This window comes from Methylobacterium sp. 77 (assembly GCF_000372825.1).
In the GTDB taxonomy this organism is placed as follows: domain Bacteria; phylum Pseudomonadota; class Alphaproteobacteria; order Rhizobiales; family Beijerinckiaceae; genus Methylobacterium.
In genome coordinates this window covers 2371261-2387874 of sequence record NZ_KB910516.1, presented here as the reverse complement: position 1 = coordinate 2387874, position 16614 = coordinate 2371261, and the positions used below count along the sequence as shown (strand labels likewise).

The window sequence follows — 16614 nt, the reverse complement described above, 5'->3', positions numbered from 1 at the left end:
TGACCGGACCGCAGCCGATGCCCACGGTTTGGGACAGCGAAAGTTTCTTAACGTTTACGCTTCGTTAAGCATGGTTTGATCGAATGCCTCTGCACACGAGGACGCGAGCGATGTCGGAACCAGCCCGTCACTACCAGCCACAGGATTCAAGTGGACGTCCGACACCCGGACCGCTGCGCGATTGGCTCGCGGCCATGAAGGCGGCCACCATGCCTCAGGAGACGGCCCCGGCTGTGCTCCAACGCGCGGAAGCGCACCGTCCGGCCTCCGAGAAAGTGGCGCCGTTCGAGCGGCCCGTCCAGGCCGAGAAGCCGGAGTCGCAGGCCGCTTCATGGTCGCCCCGCGTGGTTCCGCCGCCTGCAAGGGCCGAGGCTACCGAGGAGGACGACGTCTCGGAATTGATGGCCGAGAACCTAATGCTCAAGGCAAAGCTCAAGATCGAAATCGACCGCTATGACCAGCTCCAGGGCCTTCTCGCCCAGGAACTGCGCCGCCTGCGTTCGCATGTGGAGCAGGAGATGGCCGAACTCCAGGAGGTGCGCGCCGAGCGGGACCGCCTCGCCGAGCTGCAGACACTCTTCATCGCTGAACTCGACGATGCGCGCGCACGCTCGGAAAACGATGCCGTCGAGCTCGACCGCGCGTCCTCGGATCGCGACCTGTGGATGGCACGGGCCGAAGCCCTCGCCCAGCCGCTGTTCCAGAAGCGCTGATCCGCTACACAGTCCCGACGTCACACAAGCCGAAGGGCCGCCCCATGAGGGCGGCCCTTCCATTGCCGAACCGCTTGTCCGTTCGGCCGAACCCGATCAAGGGTCGCCTGACGCGCTAGGCGTGCGCGCCGGAGGCGAAGGTCCAGGTCCGGTAAGCCGAGGTAAGCGGCTGATTTAGGCAATGAGACACTGGATCACCTCCTTTCGTTCGTTGCGAGAACCCCAAGTTAGGCAGCGTTCGCCGGCTTGAAAACCCCCTCGGCGGGGGCGCGGCGCCGCGCCGCGGGCATCGTTCATCGCCTTGCGCCGCCGCGCCATCGAGCGAGGCCATCTCATGAGCGCGCGGCATGACCTTGGCTGGGTATCGGGGTCGCGACGCCTCGCAAACGGGCGTCCGGCAACGCCATTAACAATAACGGCGCGAATACCGCACGGCTAAAGACAATCGAGATACAATGGGGATCTCAAGCCGGACACTGTTCGGCGGTGAGGCCCGTATCGCCGTTGCTTTGGTATTCCCGAAAATGCCATCTCTTAACATAAAAATGGTAAATGCAGCCGGCAATTCGGCGGGCTTCGACTACCTGCGGATAGGATTGTCGGTCTCCGTCGTGATCTGGCACTCCTATTCCGTCGCGAATTTCGACGAGTCGGTCAGGCTGTTCTGGGGTGGTCCCTATCGGGCGCTGTCCGCCGCCATCCTGCCGATGTTCTTCGCCCTGTCCGGATTTCTCGTGGCGGGGAGTCTCGGCCGCACGCGCCTGCACCAGTTCGCCCTGTTGAGGCTGCTGCGCATCGTCCCGGCGCTCGCCTTCGAGACGGTGCTGGTAGCGCTGGTCCTAGGGCCACTCTTCACGGTCCTGCCGCTCTCCGTCTACTTCTCGTCGCCAGAATTATATTCCTATTTCTTCAACATCGTCGGCTATATCCACTATACCCTGCCGGGTGTCATCGGAGGCCAGATGCTCAATGCGCAGCTCTGGACCATCCCGACCGAACTCGAATGCTACCTCGCGCTGATCGGCCTGGCATTCGTGGGCGCGACGCGCAGGCGAGCCCTGTTCGGCGGCGGCCTCGTCCTCGTCGTCCTCGGGCTGACGGCGTTCTCCATCGGAGCCGGAGATCAGAGTCCCTATGCGCAACTCGGCGGACGGGTGCTGATCTTTTCCTTCCTCGCGGGCGTCCTCGCCTATCTCTACCGGGACCTCATTCCGCATGACGGACGTCTCTTCGTCGCGAGCCTCCTGCTCTCCGCTTTGCTGCTGACCTATCGCGAGACCTCCTATCTCGCCGCCTTTCCGATCGCCTACGTCACGGTGTGGCTGGGCGTGACCAACCTGCGCAGGATCCCGTTCGGCGACCTGTCCTACGGCGTGTTCCTGTTTCACTTCCCCATCATCAAGCTGTCCTACGAGATCTTCGGCGACCGGCTGACCAGTCCGGGCTATTTCGCGATCGCCCTGCCGCTGTCCCTCGCCTGTGCATGGGTGTCGTGGACCTTCATCGAGAAGCCTGTTCTCGACCACAAGAAGCAGATCATCGCGTGGATCGAGAAATCCGCCGCGTCGCTGCGGGGCGCGGTGCCGACCCCCAAATCCTCCGACGCAGCGACCTGATGGTCCCTGCGCGAACAAGCGTGGCCAGCGACCTGCCTTATGGCCACCGCCGTCGCTGAGGCGTATGACGAGCCACGTCCCGTCGTGGACGGCGCCGCGGCGCGAAAGCTCGGAGAGCCGACCGGGATCGACGGCCGGACGATCGCTCCAGGCCCCCGTCATTCAGGATCATCGCAGTCCGTCATGCTCTCATCCCTGCCGACCGAGGCAAAGGCCGATACGGCGAGAACCGCCGCCACCGACGAAGCGGTGCTCGACCCCGACGCCATGCGCCAGCCTTTGCCGGACGCCTTCTATTGCGTCGGCCGCTCGGACACGTTGAAGGCTGGTGCGCTGCGCGCGGTGGAGCTCAACGGAGAGCAGATCGTCCTCGGGCGTGACAAGGCCGGTGCCCTCTTCGCCATGCGCGACCGCTGCCCGCACAGGGGCATGGCTCTGTCGCGGGGGCGTTTCGACGGCGAGGCCGTGACCTGTCCCTTCCACGGCTGGCGCTTCGGCACCGACGGGCAGTGCCGCGACGTTCCGACCCTGTCCTCGGCGGATGCGGCCGATTTCTCCCGGATCGTGGTGCAGCGCTTTCCCATCCGCGAGAGCGCGGGCTTCGTCTGGGTGAACCCGTATCTCGGCGGTCCGAGCGGCGATGTGCCGGCCCTGCCCGAACTCGGCTTCGCGCCGGCAGGATCCCTGGTGGTCGAGCTGGTGGTGGAGGCCTCCTTCGACCTCACGACCCTGAGCCTCGTCGATCCCGGCCACGTGGCCTTCGTCCATGATTCCTGGTGGTTCCGGCCATCGAAGGACTTGCGTGAGAAGGTGAAGACCTTCACGCCGACGCCGCACGGCTTCACCATGTCGAGCCATGCCACGACGACGAGTTCGCCGGTCTACAAGCTGCTCGGCGGCGTGCCGGAGGTCGAGATCGAGTTCCGCCTGCCCGGCGTTCGCCTGGAGCGGATCGAGGCGGGGGCGAAGCGGGTGGCGAACTACACGTTCGCGACACCGCTGACCCATAACCGGACCATGCTCACCAATGCGCTGTACTGGAACATGCCGGTCCTCAACCTGCTGACGCCGCTGGCACGCCCGCTCATGCGGCAGTTCCTGACCCAGGACCAGCAGGTGCTCCAGCACGCCCAGGCCGGGCTCGACCGCAAGCCGACCATGGTGCTGTTCGGCCAGAGCGACCTGCCGTCGCAATGGTATTTCCGGCTCAAGCGCGAAGCCCTTCAGGCCGCCCGCGAGACGAGGTCGTTCCGCAATCCATTGATCCGGCAAGAACTGCGCTGGCGCTCCTGATTTCGATCACGATCGCGCGAAACTTTTCCCGCGCGCGATCCGTAGCCGCTCCTTTCAGATCGACGATCTTTGAAAGGAGCGAGACCGTTGCCGCAGCCGCATTACGTCGTTCGCAGAAGCCGGATGGGCCGGTTCAACTTCACGCTCATCGGTGCCCACGGACGGATGACCGGCGTCGTCGTCATCTCCACCGAGAACAAGACGCGCGAGGAGATCGAGGACCAGGCGCACCTGAAAATCCGTGCTCTCGCCGCCGAACTCGTGGCTGTGATGGAGAAGGGCGCCCCGGCCTGAGGGGGGCGTCTTGATTGCACGGCCGACGCCGCCATCTCCGGTGGATGAAACGGCAAAGCCTGCTCGCGACCCTCTCTGCGGTCACCGTCATGACGCTCGGTGGGGTCGGTTATGCCGCCCATCGGCGCAGCAGGGGCCGAAACCCGTATTACAGCGGCCCCGTCACCGATCATTTCGATGGGTTGCAGTTCCACGGCGTCGACCAGCCACCGGATAAGGTGCTGGGCGACATCCTGCGCTGGAAGCGGGAGAGGGCCGGAATCGACTGGCCCGCCTCGTTCCCGAGCCCCTTCAACGATAAGCCGCCCGAACGGGTGGACGGGTTGCGGGTCTCGTTCATCGGCCATGCGAGCTACCTGTTCCAGACCGCCCGCCGCAACATCCTGGTCGATCCGGTCTTCGCGCCGCGTGCCAGCCCGCTGTCCATGGCCGGCCCGAAGCGGGTCAATCCTCCCGGCATCGCCTTCGACGACCTGCCGCCCATCGATGTGGTGCTGATCACCCACAACCATTACGACCATCTCGACGGTCCGACCGTGGCGAGGCTCTGGCAGAGCCATCAGCCCCTGATCGTGGCCCCCCTCGGCAACGACGCCATCCTGCGCTCCTTCGACGAGACGATGCACGTGGAGACGCGCGACTGGGGCCAGTCGATCGACCTCGGAGGCGGGCTCACCATCCACATGACGCCCGCCAACCACTGGTCGGCGCGGGGCCTGAACGACAAGCGCATGGCGTTGTGGTGCTCCTACGTCCTGACCAGCCCGTCGGGCGTCCACTATCATTCCGGCGATACCGGTCTCGCCGATGGCGCGATCTTCAGAGAGGCCCGCGACCGCTTCGGCCCGCCGCGTCTCGCGACCCTTCCGATCGGTGCCTACGAGCCGCGCTGGTTCATGAAGGCCCAGCACATGAACCCGGCCGACGCGGTCATCGCGGCCAAACTGCTCGGAGCCGATCAGGCGCTCGGCCACCATTGGGGCACGTTCCGCCTCACCGACGAGGGGATCGAGCAACCGGCGGAGGCGCTGCTGGCCGCCTGCGAGGCGGAAGGGATCGACCCCGCCCGCTTCGTTCCCCTCCGACCGGGGCAGGTCTGGTCGGCCTGAGCGAAGGGCCGCCGAACCTCATCGAAACTTGCTCTTACAGGATGAACCGGCTGAGATCGGCATTGGCCGCGAGGCTCTCGACCCGCTCGCGGACATAGGCCGCATCGATCGGCACGGTCTCGCCGGACCGGTCGGTGGCGGTGAAGGAGATCTCGTCGATCACCCGCTCGAGCACGGTCTGCAGCCGGCGCGCGCCGATATTCTCCACCGAGTTGTTCACGTCGACGGCCACCCTCGCCAGGGCGTCCACGGCGTCGTCGGTGAAGGCGAGGGTCACGCCCTCCGTCGCCAGCAGCGCCACCGTCTGTTTCAGCAGGCTCGCCTCGGTGGTGGTGAGGATCTGCTTGAAATCCTGCACGGTGAGCGGCTGCAGCTCGACGCGGATCGGCAGGCGGCCCTGCAATTCCGGCAGGAGATCGGACGGTTTCGAGACGTGGAAGGCGCCGCTCGCGATGAACAGCACGTGGTCGGTCTTCACCGGCCCGTGCTTCGTCGCCACCGTCGTTCCCTCGATCAGCGGCAGGAGATCGCGCTGCACGCCCTCCCGTGAGACGTCCGCCGAGGAGCGGCCTTCCTTGGCGCAGATCTTGTCGATCTCGTCGAGGAAGACGATGCCGTTGTTCTCGACGTCGCGGATCGCCTCCTGTGTGAGGGATTCGGTGTCCACGAGCTTGTCGGATTCCTCCGCCAGCAGGGGCGCATAGGCTTCGCGCACGGTCATCCGCTTCGGCTTGCCCTTCTGGCCGCCGAGCGCTTTGCCGAGCATGTCGCCGAGATTGACCGCGCCCATGGAGGCTCCCGGCATCCCGGGGATCTCGAACATCGGCAGCCCGCCGGGCGAGCCGCCCGACAGCTCGATCTCGACCTCCTTGTCGTCGAGTTCGCTGTTCCTCAGCTTCTTGCGGAAGCTCTCGCGGGTGGCCTGACCCGATGTCGGTCCGACGAGGGCGTCGAGGATGCGCGATTCCGCCGCCGCCTCGGCCTTCGCCTGGACCGAGCGGCGCTTCTCCTCGCGTTTCAGGCCGATGCCCACCTCCACGAGGTCGCGGATGATCTGCTCCACGTCACGGCCGACATAGCCGACCTCGGTGAACTTGGTCGCCTCGATCTTGAGGAACGGTGCGCCCGCGAGCTTGGCGAGCCGCCGCGCGATCTCGGTCTTCCCGCACCCCGTCGGGCCGATCATCAGGATGTTCTTCGGCGCCACCTCCTCGCGCAGGGGACCGACGAGCTGTTGCCGGCGCCAGCGATTGCGCAGGGCAATGGCCACGGCGCGCTTGGCGTCACGCTGGCCGACGATGAACCGGTCGAGTTCGGAGACGATTTCGCGGGGAGAGAAGGTTGTCATCACGCTCCGGTCGGATGCGGCAGCTGCGCTGCCCGGGAGGAGGGGAGGGCGCAGACCCGGTCCGTGCGGGAACGATGCCAGCCGGCCCGTGACCGAGGCAAGGGTCCTGAAGGAAGCAAGGGCTTAGAGCGAGGCGAGGGCCCTGAACGAGGCGAGTGCCAAGCGGCGGTGTGGCCTCCAATGCGGATCGCCGCCGGTTCGGCCTGGTGAGGCGAACCGGCGGCGATCGCGTCCGGATGGCTGGGAAAGGGTACGGGATCCTGCACGAACCCGATCTAAGCGTCGGCCTCCGCCCTTTCCAGAGCCTCGTGCCGAAGCGTCAGGCGGCGCGGATGCCGCCGACGAAGCCCTCGACCTCGTGTCCGAGACTGGTCGATTGGCGGGTCAGCTGTTCGGCCGCGGCCAGAACCTGCGAGGCGCCGGCGCCGGTCTGGACGGCGGCGCTCTGCACGTCCGCGATGGTTTCGGTCACGGCCTGGGTTCCGCGCGCCGCATCGCTGACGCTGCGGGCGATCTCCTGGGTCGCCACCTGCTGCTCCTCGACGGCCGCGGCGACGCCCATGGCGATCGTGTGCACGGTGCCGATGGTGGCGCCGATCTCCTCGATGGCGCCGACCGTGTCGCGGGTGGCGTCCTGGATCGTCGCGATCTGGGCGGTGATCTCGTCGGTCGCCTTCGCGGTCTGGGCAGCCAGCCCCTTCACCTCGGCGGCGACGACGGCGAAGCCGCGGCCCGCCTCACCGGCGCGCGCCGCTTCGATCGTCGCATTCAGGGCCAGCAAGTTGGTCTGGCTGGCGATGCTGGAGATCAGCGCGACCACGTCGCCGATGCGGGATGCGCTGTCGGCGAGCACCTTCACGCGCTCCGAGGTCCGACGGGCGCTCTCCACCGCACCGGCCGCCGCGGCCGAGGTCTGGGATACCTGCGCGCCGATCTCATTGGCGGTGGCGGCGAGTTCCTCCGTCGCCGCGGCGACGGCCTGGACGTTCATGGCGGTCTCGTTGGCCGCGTTCATCACCGCCGTCGATTGCCGGTTGGTCTGGTCCGCGGTGGCGGCCATGGACCGTGCGGTGAGCTCCATCTCGGCGGCCGAACCGGACAGGGTATCGACGAGGTTGCCGACGCTTCCCTGGAAGCGGTCCGCCAAGGCACCCATCTCGGCGCGGCGGCGCTGGGACGCGATGCCGGCGGCCTGATCCTGGTTCACGCGGAGTTCGCCCGCTTCCTTCATCGTTGCCGAGAAGACCTGCATGCTCGTCCAGATCTCACCGATCTCGTCGCGCCGCGCCTTCATCACCGGCAAGGTGAGATCACCCTCGGAGAGACGGCGGATCGCCAGGGACACGCCGGCCAAAGGACGCGCGATCTCGCGCGTTCCGACATAGCCCCCGATCAGAAGGCAACCGAGCGTTCCGCCGATGGCGAGGGCCAGCAGCAGGTTCAGGCGCTGCGCATAGAGCTCGTCGGTCCACCGATCGATCGCCTCGACCTCGGCCTCGCTACCGGAGACGAGCTTCTCGATGCTGTCCTGGAAGGCCTGGCGGTTGGCGCGATTGTCCTCGTTGAACCCCTGATCGGCAGCCGTTTTGGGCGAAATCTCGGTGCCGAGACGCGCGGTTTCGTTGCGCAGGGTGGTGAAGCTCGCCGCGTCGGCGGCGATCTTGTCGAAGAGCGGACGCTCGTTCGCGGGCACCTTCGGTGCCCAATCAATGAGGAGCACGTTCATCGTCTCCAGGTTCTTCCGGAGGCGGACGGCGTATTTCACGGCGTCCTGCGTGTCTTTCGCCGCATAGATGCCGCGCGACTCGACGACGACGCTGGTCACGATCTGTTTCAGGTTGGCCGCATTCAGAGCGCGCTGGGAGGCGAGCTTCGCATCCGTCAACGCGCTGTTGAAGGTCTGGAGCGACAGGATGCTGATCGCGGCGACGACGAGCGTCACCATTGAGCATACGCCCACGAAACTGAGGATCTTCGCCCTGATACGCATCGCCACCGACCTGTTTCCACCGAGGTTGGCAGCAGTACTAGGTAGGAAACTGCAAATTTGCGTTAACCGCGCATCTACGGCGGCACTAAGATTCTGAGCTGTCCAATTGCTCGATGACGAGATTCCCGTTCGTGTAGACGCAAATTTCGGCTGCGATGCCGAGCGCGCGGCGCACGATTGCTTCCGCGTCATGCTCGCTGTCTTCCAGGGCGCGGGCCGCGGCCAGCGCGTAATTGCCGCCCGACCCGATCGCCATGACGCCGCCTTCCGGCTCCAGCACGTCGCCGGCGCCGGAGAGGAGCAGGCTGACATCCTTGTCCGCCACCAGCATCATCGCTTCCAGACGCCGCAGGTAGCGGTCGGTGCGCCAATCCTTGGTGAGTTCGACGCAGGCGCGGGTGAGCTGCCCCGGATACTGTTCGAGCTTGGCTTCGAGCCGTTCGAACAGGGTGAACGCGTCGGCGGTGGCGCCGGCGAAACCGCCGATGACCGACCCCTTGGCGAGGCGGCGCACCTTGCGGGCATTGCCCTTGACGATGGTCTGGCCGAGGCTGACCTGCCCGTCGCCGCCGATCACCACGCGGCCGCCCTTGCGGACCATGAGGATCGTGGTGGCATGCATGCGGGGCGGTCCGGACTCTTCGTGGGACAAGGGTGTTTCTCCAAGGAGGGTCTGTTTTGTCACTTAGGTGGTGACTTGGCCTCATGCCACTCTTTGCGCAGGCGCTCGCGTGGGCGCCCCTACATCACCACCGTGATCGCACGGGCAGCGCGGGTGAGGCCGGTATAGAGCCAGCGGGCGCGGTGCTCGCGGAAGGCGAAGGATTCGTCGAACAGCACGACGTTGTCCCATTGCGAACCCTGCGCCTTGTGCACGGTCAGGGCGTAGCCGTAGGTGAACTCGTCGGTTTCGCGCTTGAGAAAGGCCGGGATCTCCTCCTCCGAGCCCGACATCACCGCGCGCAACACCTTGATGTCGATGGGCCGCCGACGCAGGGCGGGGTCGTCCTCGGGCACCACGTCGAGGCGGATCGTATCGGCGCGCGGCGCCGCCCGGAGGGCATGGACCGTCCAGGTCGAGCCGTTGAGCAGGCCCTTGGTGCGGTCGTTGCGCAGACAGACCAGTTTCTCGCCCACCGCCGGCATCGGGTCGCCATGGCCGGCAAGCTCGCGCAGGCGATTGTTGTAGAGGCGCCGCGTCTTGTTCATGCCCACCAGCACCTGATCGCAGTCGAGCACGCTCGACGGGTCGAGGGAGCGGCGCGAGACGACCCGGCTCTCGCCGTACTCGCCGATGCTGAGCCGGCCGCCCTCGCGGATCGTCATCGCCATGCGCACGATCGGGTCGTCGGCGGCCTGGCGGTGCACGTCGGTGAGCATCACGTCGGGCTCGGCCTCGGTGAAGAACCCGCCGCCGCGCACCGGCGGCAACTGGGCGGGGTCGCCGAGGACGAGGACCGGCTTGTCGAAGGAGAGGAGGTCGTTGCCGAGATCTGAATCGACCATCGAGCATTCGTCGATGATGACGAGTTCCGCCTTCGAGACCGGGCCCGTCCGGTTGAGGGTGAAGGCCGGCCCTCCCTCCTCGGTCTCCTTGCTGCGGTAGATCAGGCTGTGGATCGTCGCGGCGTCGTGGCAGCCCTTGGACCGCATGACCGAGGCCGCCTTCCCGGTGAAGGCGCCGAAGACCACGTTGCCCTCGACATCGTCGGCGATCCGGCGCGCCAGGGTGGTCTTGCCGGTGCCGGCATAGCCGAACAGGCGGAACACCTGGGGACCGCCGGCCTTGCGCCACTCCGCGATGGCTTTGAGCGCCGCGTCCTGCTGCGGCGCGAACCGGGTCGGTAGGTCTTCGCTCACGGCCAGCGCACGGTGGGCGGCAGCGAGGACAGGATCGAGGCGACGTTGCCGCCGGTCTTGAGGCCGAAGATGGTGCCGCGGTCGTAGAGCAGGTTGAACTCCACGTAGCGCCCGCGCCGCACCTGCTGCTCCAGCCGGTCGGCCTCGGTCCAGGGCGTCGAGAGGTTGGCCCGCACGATGGCCGGATAGGCGTCGAGGAAGGCGAGGCCGACATCCTTGGTGAAGGCGAGATCGGCCTTCGGATCGCCGGTCCAGTGATAGTCGTAGAAGATGCCGCCGATGCCGCGCGGCTCGTTGCGGTGCTTCAGGAAGAAGTATTCCTCACACCACGCCTTGTAGCGGTCGTAGTCGGCGGCCGGCGCATGGGCGTCGCAGGCGGCCTTCAAGGCCGCGTGGAATCGAAGCGTGTCGGGATCGGTTTGCGTCCGGCGCCGGTCGAGCACGGGCGTCAGGTCGGCGCCGCCGCCGAACCACGTCTTCGTCGTGGAGACGAAGCGCGTGTTCATGTGAACCGTCGGCACGTTCGGATTCCAGGGATGGACGATGAGCGAGATGCCAGTGGCGTAGAAGCGCGGGTCTTCCGACGCGCCGGGCATCTGGGCGCGGAATTCCGGGGCGAACTCACCGAAGACCTGCGAGACGTGGACGCCGGCCTTCTCGAACACGCGGCCATGCAGCATCGCCATGGTGCCGCCGCCGCCGGGCGTGCCGCTGTGATCCGTCCGCTGCCAGGGCGTCTTCACGAATCGGCCGGCCTCGGCCGAGGCATCGGGGTGGAACGGCCCTACGGCCTCCGCCTCGATCGCCTCCAGCTCCGCCACGATACGGTCGCGAAGGCTCGCGAACCACGTGGTCACCTCGTCCTTGAGGGCGGCGAGCTCGGCGGCGGGAGGCGGTGGCGGAGTCGTATCGGACATCGTCATGGGAGGGATGTCCCATCCCTCCCGAGCCTCGTCAATCGAGACCGCGTCAATCTTTGCCCACCGACATGAGCAGGCGCTCAGTCTTGGCATCCTCGATCCGGTTGACCATGCGGCGGCCCTCATGGACGTCGCGAAGGGTCTTCGTGGCAGTGATGCAGGACTGGACCAGCATGACCGTGCCCATTGCGAGGTAGCCCTTGACCCAGATGTCCATGGGCATGAACAGGATGCCGAGGGCCACCATCGCCGCCGAGCCGATGAAGGATGCGTAGGTGAAGGTGACCCAGGCGCCGGAATGCTGTGTGGTCTCGTTGGTCATGGTCGTCGTCCTGATACGTGAGGAATGAGGGGAGTTCGGGAATTGGAGTTCGTCGCGTCGTCACGCCGCGGCGTCGGTCCGGAGCTTGCTCCGAAGCCGTTCGAGCACGGCGCCGCCGCTCGGCCGGGTGCTGGAGCCGAAACCCTCGCGTTCCAGCCGCTCCGCGACCGAGAGACCCGGTTCCATTTCCGCCAAGGCCGCTTCCGTATCGGCGGCCTCGGCCTGGAGCGCGCGTAGTCGGCTCAAGGTCGCCTCCGCTTCCTTCAGCGTCGCACGGTCGTTGGCGTGAGCCTGGATTCCGAGGCGCCGTGCCGCTTCCGCCGCAGCGGCGATGCGGCGGCCGCGCTCCAGCTCGTTCTGCCGGCGAGTCGCATCGGCGACGACGGCGCGGATGCGGGCGACCTCGCGGGCAAAGCGCAGACGTGCCTCGCCGATCGCATCGCGCTCGGCCTCGAGTTCGGCGATGGCGTCGGCCGCCTCGGCGGCGAGTTCATCGCGCCCGGCTGCGAGGGCGGCCAGGGCACGCTCTTCGAGGTCGGCCGAGCGCGCCTCGACCTGGGAGAGCCGGCGCTCCTCCGCCTTGTCGCCGGCCACGGCGGAGGCGAGGGCAAGGCGGCTGCGCTCCAGCGAGACACGGGTCTCCCTGATCTGCTGGTCGAGGATGAGCAGGGCGTGCCGATCGATCACCTCCTCTTCGGCCCGGGCGGCGGCCCCACGGGCGAGGAGTCGAAACAACTTGAGCATGGTGTGCCTCCGGTGTTTGAACGCTGTTCACACCGAAGGCATCGCCTGAATTTGCACGGCGTTCAAGTGCCCAACTGCACACCGTTCAAAAATCGTCCGCGAGACGTGACGCGGAGTGACGGGAATCTACCGCGTCGTGCCGCCGTGGCCGCTGAACATCATCTCCGAATCGTCGGAGAACGGCGTCAGCGACTTCACCTTATCGGGCGACATCAGGATCATCATCTTCCCGTTGGCGAGCTTGACGACGTTGAACGACTTGCCGGTCTGCTTGTCGGTGGCGATGGCAACGTTGGCCGGCACCGTCTCGAAAGCCGAGAGGGTGTAATTGTCGGACCACGGCATCGGCGTCGCGGTCTGTGCGGTCGCGGTCTGGATACCCGCGCCTCCGGCGACGGCGAGAAGGGCGAGGGCTGCGAGGGCTGGCTTGATCATGGCGACGGCTCCTTGGGCTGAGAGGAGGATGCGCGTCGGATCGAGACCGCATCCGCAACAGGTTTCGCCAAAGGGGACGGGCCCGTTACGCGCCCGCCGCCGCCAGGGTGCCGAACGGCACGAAATCAGCCCGTCTGACGGATGGCCTCGCCGAGGATCATCGCGGCGGCCACGGCGATGTTGAGCGAGCGCAGGCCCTCTCGGATGGGAATGACGATTCTGGCATCGGCCGCCTCATGCACCGAGGCCGGGACGCCGGCGGATTCTCGGCCGAGGAGGATGCAATCGCCGGGGGCGAAGCCGAAGCTCGTATAGGCCACGGCGCCGGCGGTGGTGGCGAGGACGAGCCTCGTCCCGGTCTCTTCCCGCCACTGCGAGAACGCGGCCCAGGAGCGGTGCCTCGCGATCGCCACATGGTCGAGGTAATCGAGCCCGGATCGGCGCAGGTGCCGGTCCGAGACGTCGAATCCCGCCGGCTCGATGATATCGATGGCGACGGCGAGGCAGGCCGCCATCCGCAGGATCGTCCCCGTATTCTGGGGAATGTCGGGCTGATAGAGGGCGAGACGGAGCATCGGACCGGGCGGCTGCATTGCGTCTGCGGCATCGCCTCCGGGTTGGCTGCGCGTCAAGGCCTCCTACCTCAGGCAGACCTCCAACACCGGACCAGATTATGTTTCTCGATTGGCTCGAGCGCCGCATCGATCCGTTCGCGCCCTTCGAAGACGGGCGGATGCCGCCCAAATCCGTCACGGGCTTCGCCGCGTTCTACCTCACGCCGATGCGCACCGCGCTGGTGCTGCTGTTTCTGGTGGCCGTCGCCGCCGGAACGGTGGAAGCGTCGCTCTACCTGCTCATGGGCTGGTTCATCGACCTCCTGAACACGGCCGACCGCGCCACGGTGCTGCAGGAGCACGGAGTCAAGCTCGGCCTCGCGGCGGCCCTGCTCCTGGTGGTGCGCCCCTTCACGATCTGGCTGCACGAGGTGATGTCGAACCAGCTCCTCGTGCCTCAAGCCACCAATCAGGTCCGCTGGCGGACGCATCTCTACACGCTCGGCCACTCGCTCTCGTATTTCCAGGCGGATTTCGCCGGGCGGCTCGCCAACCGCGTGGTGCAGGTCGGCCCGGCCGTGCGCGAACTCGCCGTCGTCTTCATCGACACGCTGCTCTACGTGGCGATCTACGCGGTCACGGCGGTCGGCCTGTTCGGCTCGATCTCCCTGTGGATGGCCCTTCCCGTCATCGTCTGGGTGGCGGCCTATGCGGTCCTGACCTGGTGGTTCGTGCCCCGTGCCCGCGCACGCTCCCTGGTGACGGCCGACACGCGCTCCTTCCTGATCGGACGGATCGTCGACAGCTACACCAACATCCTCACCGTGAAGCTCTTCGCCCGCGACCGCGAGGAGCGCGCCGCCGTGCGCGACGCCATCGACGTCCACACCGTCGCCCATCTCCATCAGTTCCGGCTGGTGACGACGACCACGACGCTTCTCGGCCTCCTCAACAGCGCGCTGATCGTCGCCACCGCCACCGCCTGCTTGGTCCTGTGGCAGCGCGGCGGCATGACAACCGGCGAGGCGGCGGCGGGCCTCGCCCTCGTCCTCAGACTGATGGCGATGTCCGGCTGGGTGATGCAGACGGTGCGGGGCATCTTCGAGAATGTCGGCGTGATCCAGGAGAGCATGCAGACGATTTCGCGCCCCCACGGCATCGTCGACGTGCCGGATGCCCGGACCCTCGCGGTCGACGGAGGCGACATCCGCTTCGACAGGGTCGGCTTCCGCTACGGCGAGGGTACGCCTGCCGTCATCGAGGATTTCAATCTCCGAATCCGTCCGGGTGAGAAGGTCGGCCTCGTCGGAATCAGCGGCGCCGGCAAGACCACCCTGACGGCACTTCTGCTGCGCCTGCACGACATTCAGAGCGGCAGGATCCTCATCGACGGCCAGGACATCGCCTCCGTCACGCAAGAATCCTTGCGCGGTGCGATCGCCATGGTCACGCAGGACACGTCGCTCTTGCACCGCTCGATCCGCGACAACATCGCCTATGGCCGGCCGGACGCGTCGCTGGAGGAGATCCAGCGGGCGGCGCATCTGGCGGAGGCGGACACGTTCATCGCCGGCCTCGTCGATAACAGGGGTCGCAAGGGCTACGACGCCCAGGTGGGTGAGCGCGGCGTCAAGCTCTCCGGCGGCCAGCGCCAGCGCATCGCCATCGCCCGCGTCATCCTGAAGAACGCGCCGATCCTGATCCTCGACGAGGCGACGTCGGCGCTCGACAGCCAGGTCGAGGCAGCGATCCAGGACAGTCTCGATACGCTGATGCAGGGCAAGACCGTGCTCGCCATCGCCCACCGGCTCTCGACCATCGCGGCCCTCGACCGGCTGATCGTGATCGATGCCGGCCGCATCGTGGAGGAGGGGACCCATGCGGACCTGATCCGCACGGGCGGGCTCTATGCGCGGCTCTGGGAGCGCCAGTCCGGCGGCTTCCTCGGCGACGCCTCGCCGGCGCGCTATGAGGATGCGGCGGAATGATCGCCCTGGATGTCGCGGCCGGCCCGAGCGAGAGGCGGCAGCCCTCGCGCGGTCCCTGGATGACGGAGTTGCGGGCGACGCTCGTCCTCGCAGCGCCCTTGATCCTGACCAACCTCGCGCAGCACGGGCTCGTCACCGCCGACGTGGTGCTGCTCGGTCGCCTCGGCGCCGAGCCGCTCGCGGCCGGCGCATTGGCCACCAGCCTCTATTTCATCCTGTTCATCTGCGGGATCGGCCTCGCCTCGGTAGTCTCGCCCCTGATCGCCGGCGCCGTCGGCCGCGGCGATTCCGCCGATCACGACGTGCGCCGCATCGTGGCCGCCGGGCTCTGGGCCGTCACCATCGCGATCGTCCCGGTGATGCTGGCGCTCTGGCACACCGAGGACATGCTCCTCGCCATGGGCCAGCAGCCGAAGCTCGCCGAGGATGCGGGGCTCTACATGCGGGCGCTGCAATGGTCGATGTGGCCGGCGCTCGCCTTCATGGCGTTGCGCGCCAGCCTGTCCGCGCTCGAGCGGCCGGGCTGGCCCCTCGCCATCAGCCTCGCCGCCCTGCCGGTGAATGTCGGGCTCGCGATCTGGCTCGCCTTCGAGGGGCCGGGGCTGCTCGGCCTCGGAATGGTCGGCGTCGGGCTCGCCACCACGCTGGCCGCGTTCCTCTCTCTCGCGGCCCTCGCGGCGGTGATGATGCTGGCGCCCGGCCTGCGCCAGCGCCGGCTCTTCCTCGGCCTCTGGCGGCCCAATGCCGCGCGCCTCGCGACCACGTTCCGGCTCGGCCTGCCGATGGCGGCGACGGGTCTGGCCGAGGCGAGCCTGTTCGAGGCCGCCGTGCTCGGCATGGGCCTGTTCGGCACGGCGCCGCTGGCGGCCCATGCCGTGACGATCCAGATCGCGGCGATCTGCTTCATGGTGCCCAACGGCATCGGCCAGGCCGCGACCGTGAGGGTCGGCCGCGCCTTCGGGGCGGAGGATCGCACGGCGATGCGCCGGGCCGGCACCATCGCGATCCTGCTCGGCTTCGGCTTCATGAGCGCCTGCGCGCTGGTTCAGGTGACGCTGCCGCGCGCGCTGATCGGGTTGTTCCTCGACCTCGACGCACCCGGCAATGCCGAGGTCATCCCCTACGCCGTGACGTTCATCGGCTTCGCCGCGCTCTTTGCCATGGCCGATGGCGTCCAGTCGGTGGCGCTCGGCGCGCTGCGGGGCATGCAGGACACACGCGTGCCCATGGCCATCGCTCTGTTCGGCTATTGGGTGATCGGAATTCCGGCGGGCATCCTCGCTGCCTGGGGCCTCGGATTCGGCGGCGCGGGGATCTGGATGGGCTTCTGCGCCGGGTTGGCGGTGGTCGCCGTCATGCTGGTGCGGCGCTGGCGATCCCTCAGCGGGACCGCGGTTTTGCGTCCGTGACGAAACCCGTGTCGCGTTA

Annotated in this window: 16 protein-coding genes; 7 read left to right on the top strand and 9 right to left on the bottom strand. The window is 67.3% G+C overall.

Annotated elements, in window-relative coordinates; genetic code table 11:
- Positions 1-110 precede the first annotated feature (110 nt).
- From A3OK_RS0111375 to A3OK_RS0111355, 5 genes are all read left to right on the top strand, one after another.
- Complete coding sequence (locus A3OK_RS0111375; RefSeq protein ID WP_026597161.1) at positions 111-713, top strand: hypothetical protein; 603 nt, start codon at positions 111-113, stop codon at positions 711-713.
- A gap of 545 nt (positions 714-1258) precedes the next feature.
- On the top strand, positions 1259-2329 hold the full coding sequence (locus A3OK_RS0111370) for an acyltransferase (protein WP_019904989.1): 1071 nt from the start codon (positions 1259-1261) through the stop codon (positions 2327-2329).
- Positions 2330-2512: 183 nt separating this feature from the next.
- Positions 2513-3622 (top strand): aromatic ring-hydroxylating dioxygenase subunit alpha, encoded by a 1110-nt coding sequence (locus tag A3OK_RS0111365; RefSeq protein WP_026597159.1) that lies wholly within the window; start codon positions 2513-2515, stop codon positions 3620-3622.
- Between the two features lie 87 nt (positions 3623-3709).
- Positions 3710-3916, top strand: a complete 207-nt coding sequence (locus A3OK_RS24000) for a hypothetical protein (protein WP_155912006.1) — start codon at positions 3710-3712, stop codon at positions 3914-3916.
- Positions 3917-3960: 44 nt separating this feature from the next.
- Positions 3961-5025, top strand: coding sequence for an MBL fold metallo-hydrolase (locus A3OK_RS0111355; protein ID WP_019904986.1), 1065 nt, complete (start codon positions 3961-3963; stop codon positions 5023-5025).
- 34 nt (positions 5026-5059) lie between these two features.
- Here A3OK_RS0111355 and hslU read toward each other — a convergent pair whose 3' ends face one another.
- From hslU to A3OK_RS0111310, 9 genes are all read right to left on the bottom strand, one after another.
- A complete protein-coding gene (hslU, locus tag A3OK_RS0111350) occupies positions 5060-6373 on the bottom strand; it encodes an ATP-dependent protease ATPase subunit HslU (RefSeq protein WP_019904985.1) in 1314 nt (437 codons plus the stop codon).
- A gap of 319 nt (positions 6374-6692) precedes the next feature.
- On the bottom strand, positions 6693-8363 hold the full coding sequence (locus A3OK_RS0111345) for a HAMP domain-containing methyl-accepting chemotaxis protein (RefSeq protein WP_019904984.1): 1671 nt from the start codon (positions 8361-8363) through the stop codon (positions 6693-6695).
- 85 nt (positions 8364-8448) lie between these two features.
- The gene (hslV, locus tag A3OK_RS0111340; protein WP_019904983.1) at positions 8449-8985 is read right to left on the bottom strand and encodes an ATP-dependent protease subunit HslV; all 537 of its coding nucleotides are present in this window, start codon (positions 8983-8985) and stop codon (positions 8449-8451) included.
- Positions 8986-9104: 119 nt separating this feature from the next.
- Positions 9105-10223 carry an AAA family ATPase gene (locus A3OK_RS0111335; protein WP_019904982.1) on the bottom strand — a complete coding sequence of 373 codons (1119 nt, stop codon included), beginning with the start codon at positions 10221-10223 and terminating at the stop codon, positions 9105-9107.
- A complete protein-coding gene (gene hemF / locus A3OK_RS0111330) occupies positions 10220-11140 on the bottom strand; it encodes an oxygen-dependent coproporphyrinogen oxidase (protein ID WP_026597158.1) in 921 nt (306 codons plus the stop codon). Before hemF ends, A3OK_RS0111335 begins: the two co-directional genes overlap by 4 nt.
- A 52-nt stretch (positions 11141-11192) precedes the next feature.
- The gene (locus A3OK_RS0111325; protein WP_019904980.1) at positions 11193-11465 is read right to left on the bottom strand and encodes a YiaA/YiaB family inner membrane protein; all 273 of its coding nucleotides are present in this window, start codon (positions 11463-11465) and stop codon (positions 11193-11195) included.
- Between the two features lie 60 nt (positions 11466-11525).
- A complete protein-coding gene (locus A3OK_RS0111320) occupies positions 11526-12209 on the bottom strand; it encodes a PspA/IM30 family protein (RefSeq protein ID WP_019904979.1) in 684 nt (227 codons plus the stop codon).
- Between the two features lie 126 nt (positions 12210-12335).
- Positions 12336-12644, bottom strand: a complete 309-nt coding sequence (locus A3OK_RS22700) for a hypothetical protein (protein WP_019904978.1) — start codon at positions 12642-12644, stop codon at positions 12336-12338.
- 125 nt (positions 12645-12769) lie between these two features.
- Positions 12770-13219 carry a tRNA (cytidine(34)-2'-O)-methyltransferase gene (locus A3OK_RS0111310; protein ID WP_026597157.1) on the bottom strand — a complete coding sequence of 150 codons (450 nt, stop codon included), beginning with the start codon at positions 13217-13219 and terminating at the stop codon, positions 12770-12772.
- 98 nt (positions 13220-13317) lie between these two features.
- Here A3OK_RS0111310 and A3OK_RS0111305 point away from each other — a divergent pair, with 98 nt between their 5' ends.
- Together A3OK_RS0111305 and A3OK_RS0111300 are read left to right on the top strand one after the other, a co-directional pair.
- Complete coding sequence (locus A3OK_RS0111305; RefSeq protein ID WP_019904976.1) at positions 13318-15186, top strand: ABC transporter ATP-binding protein; 1869 nt, start codon at positions 13318-13320, stop codon at positions 15184-15186.
- On the top strand, positions 15183-16595 hold the full coding sequence (locus A3OK_RS0111300) for an MATE family efflux transporter (protein WP_019904975.1): 1413 nt from the start codon (positions 15183-15185) through the stop codon (positions 16593-16595). Before A3OK_RS0111305 ends, A3OK_RS0111300 begins: the two co-directional genes overlap by 4 nt.
- The last annotated feature ends 19 nt before the right edge of the window (positions 16596-16614 follow it).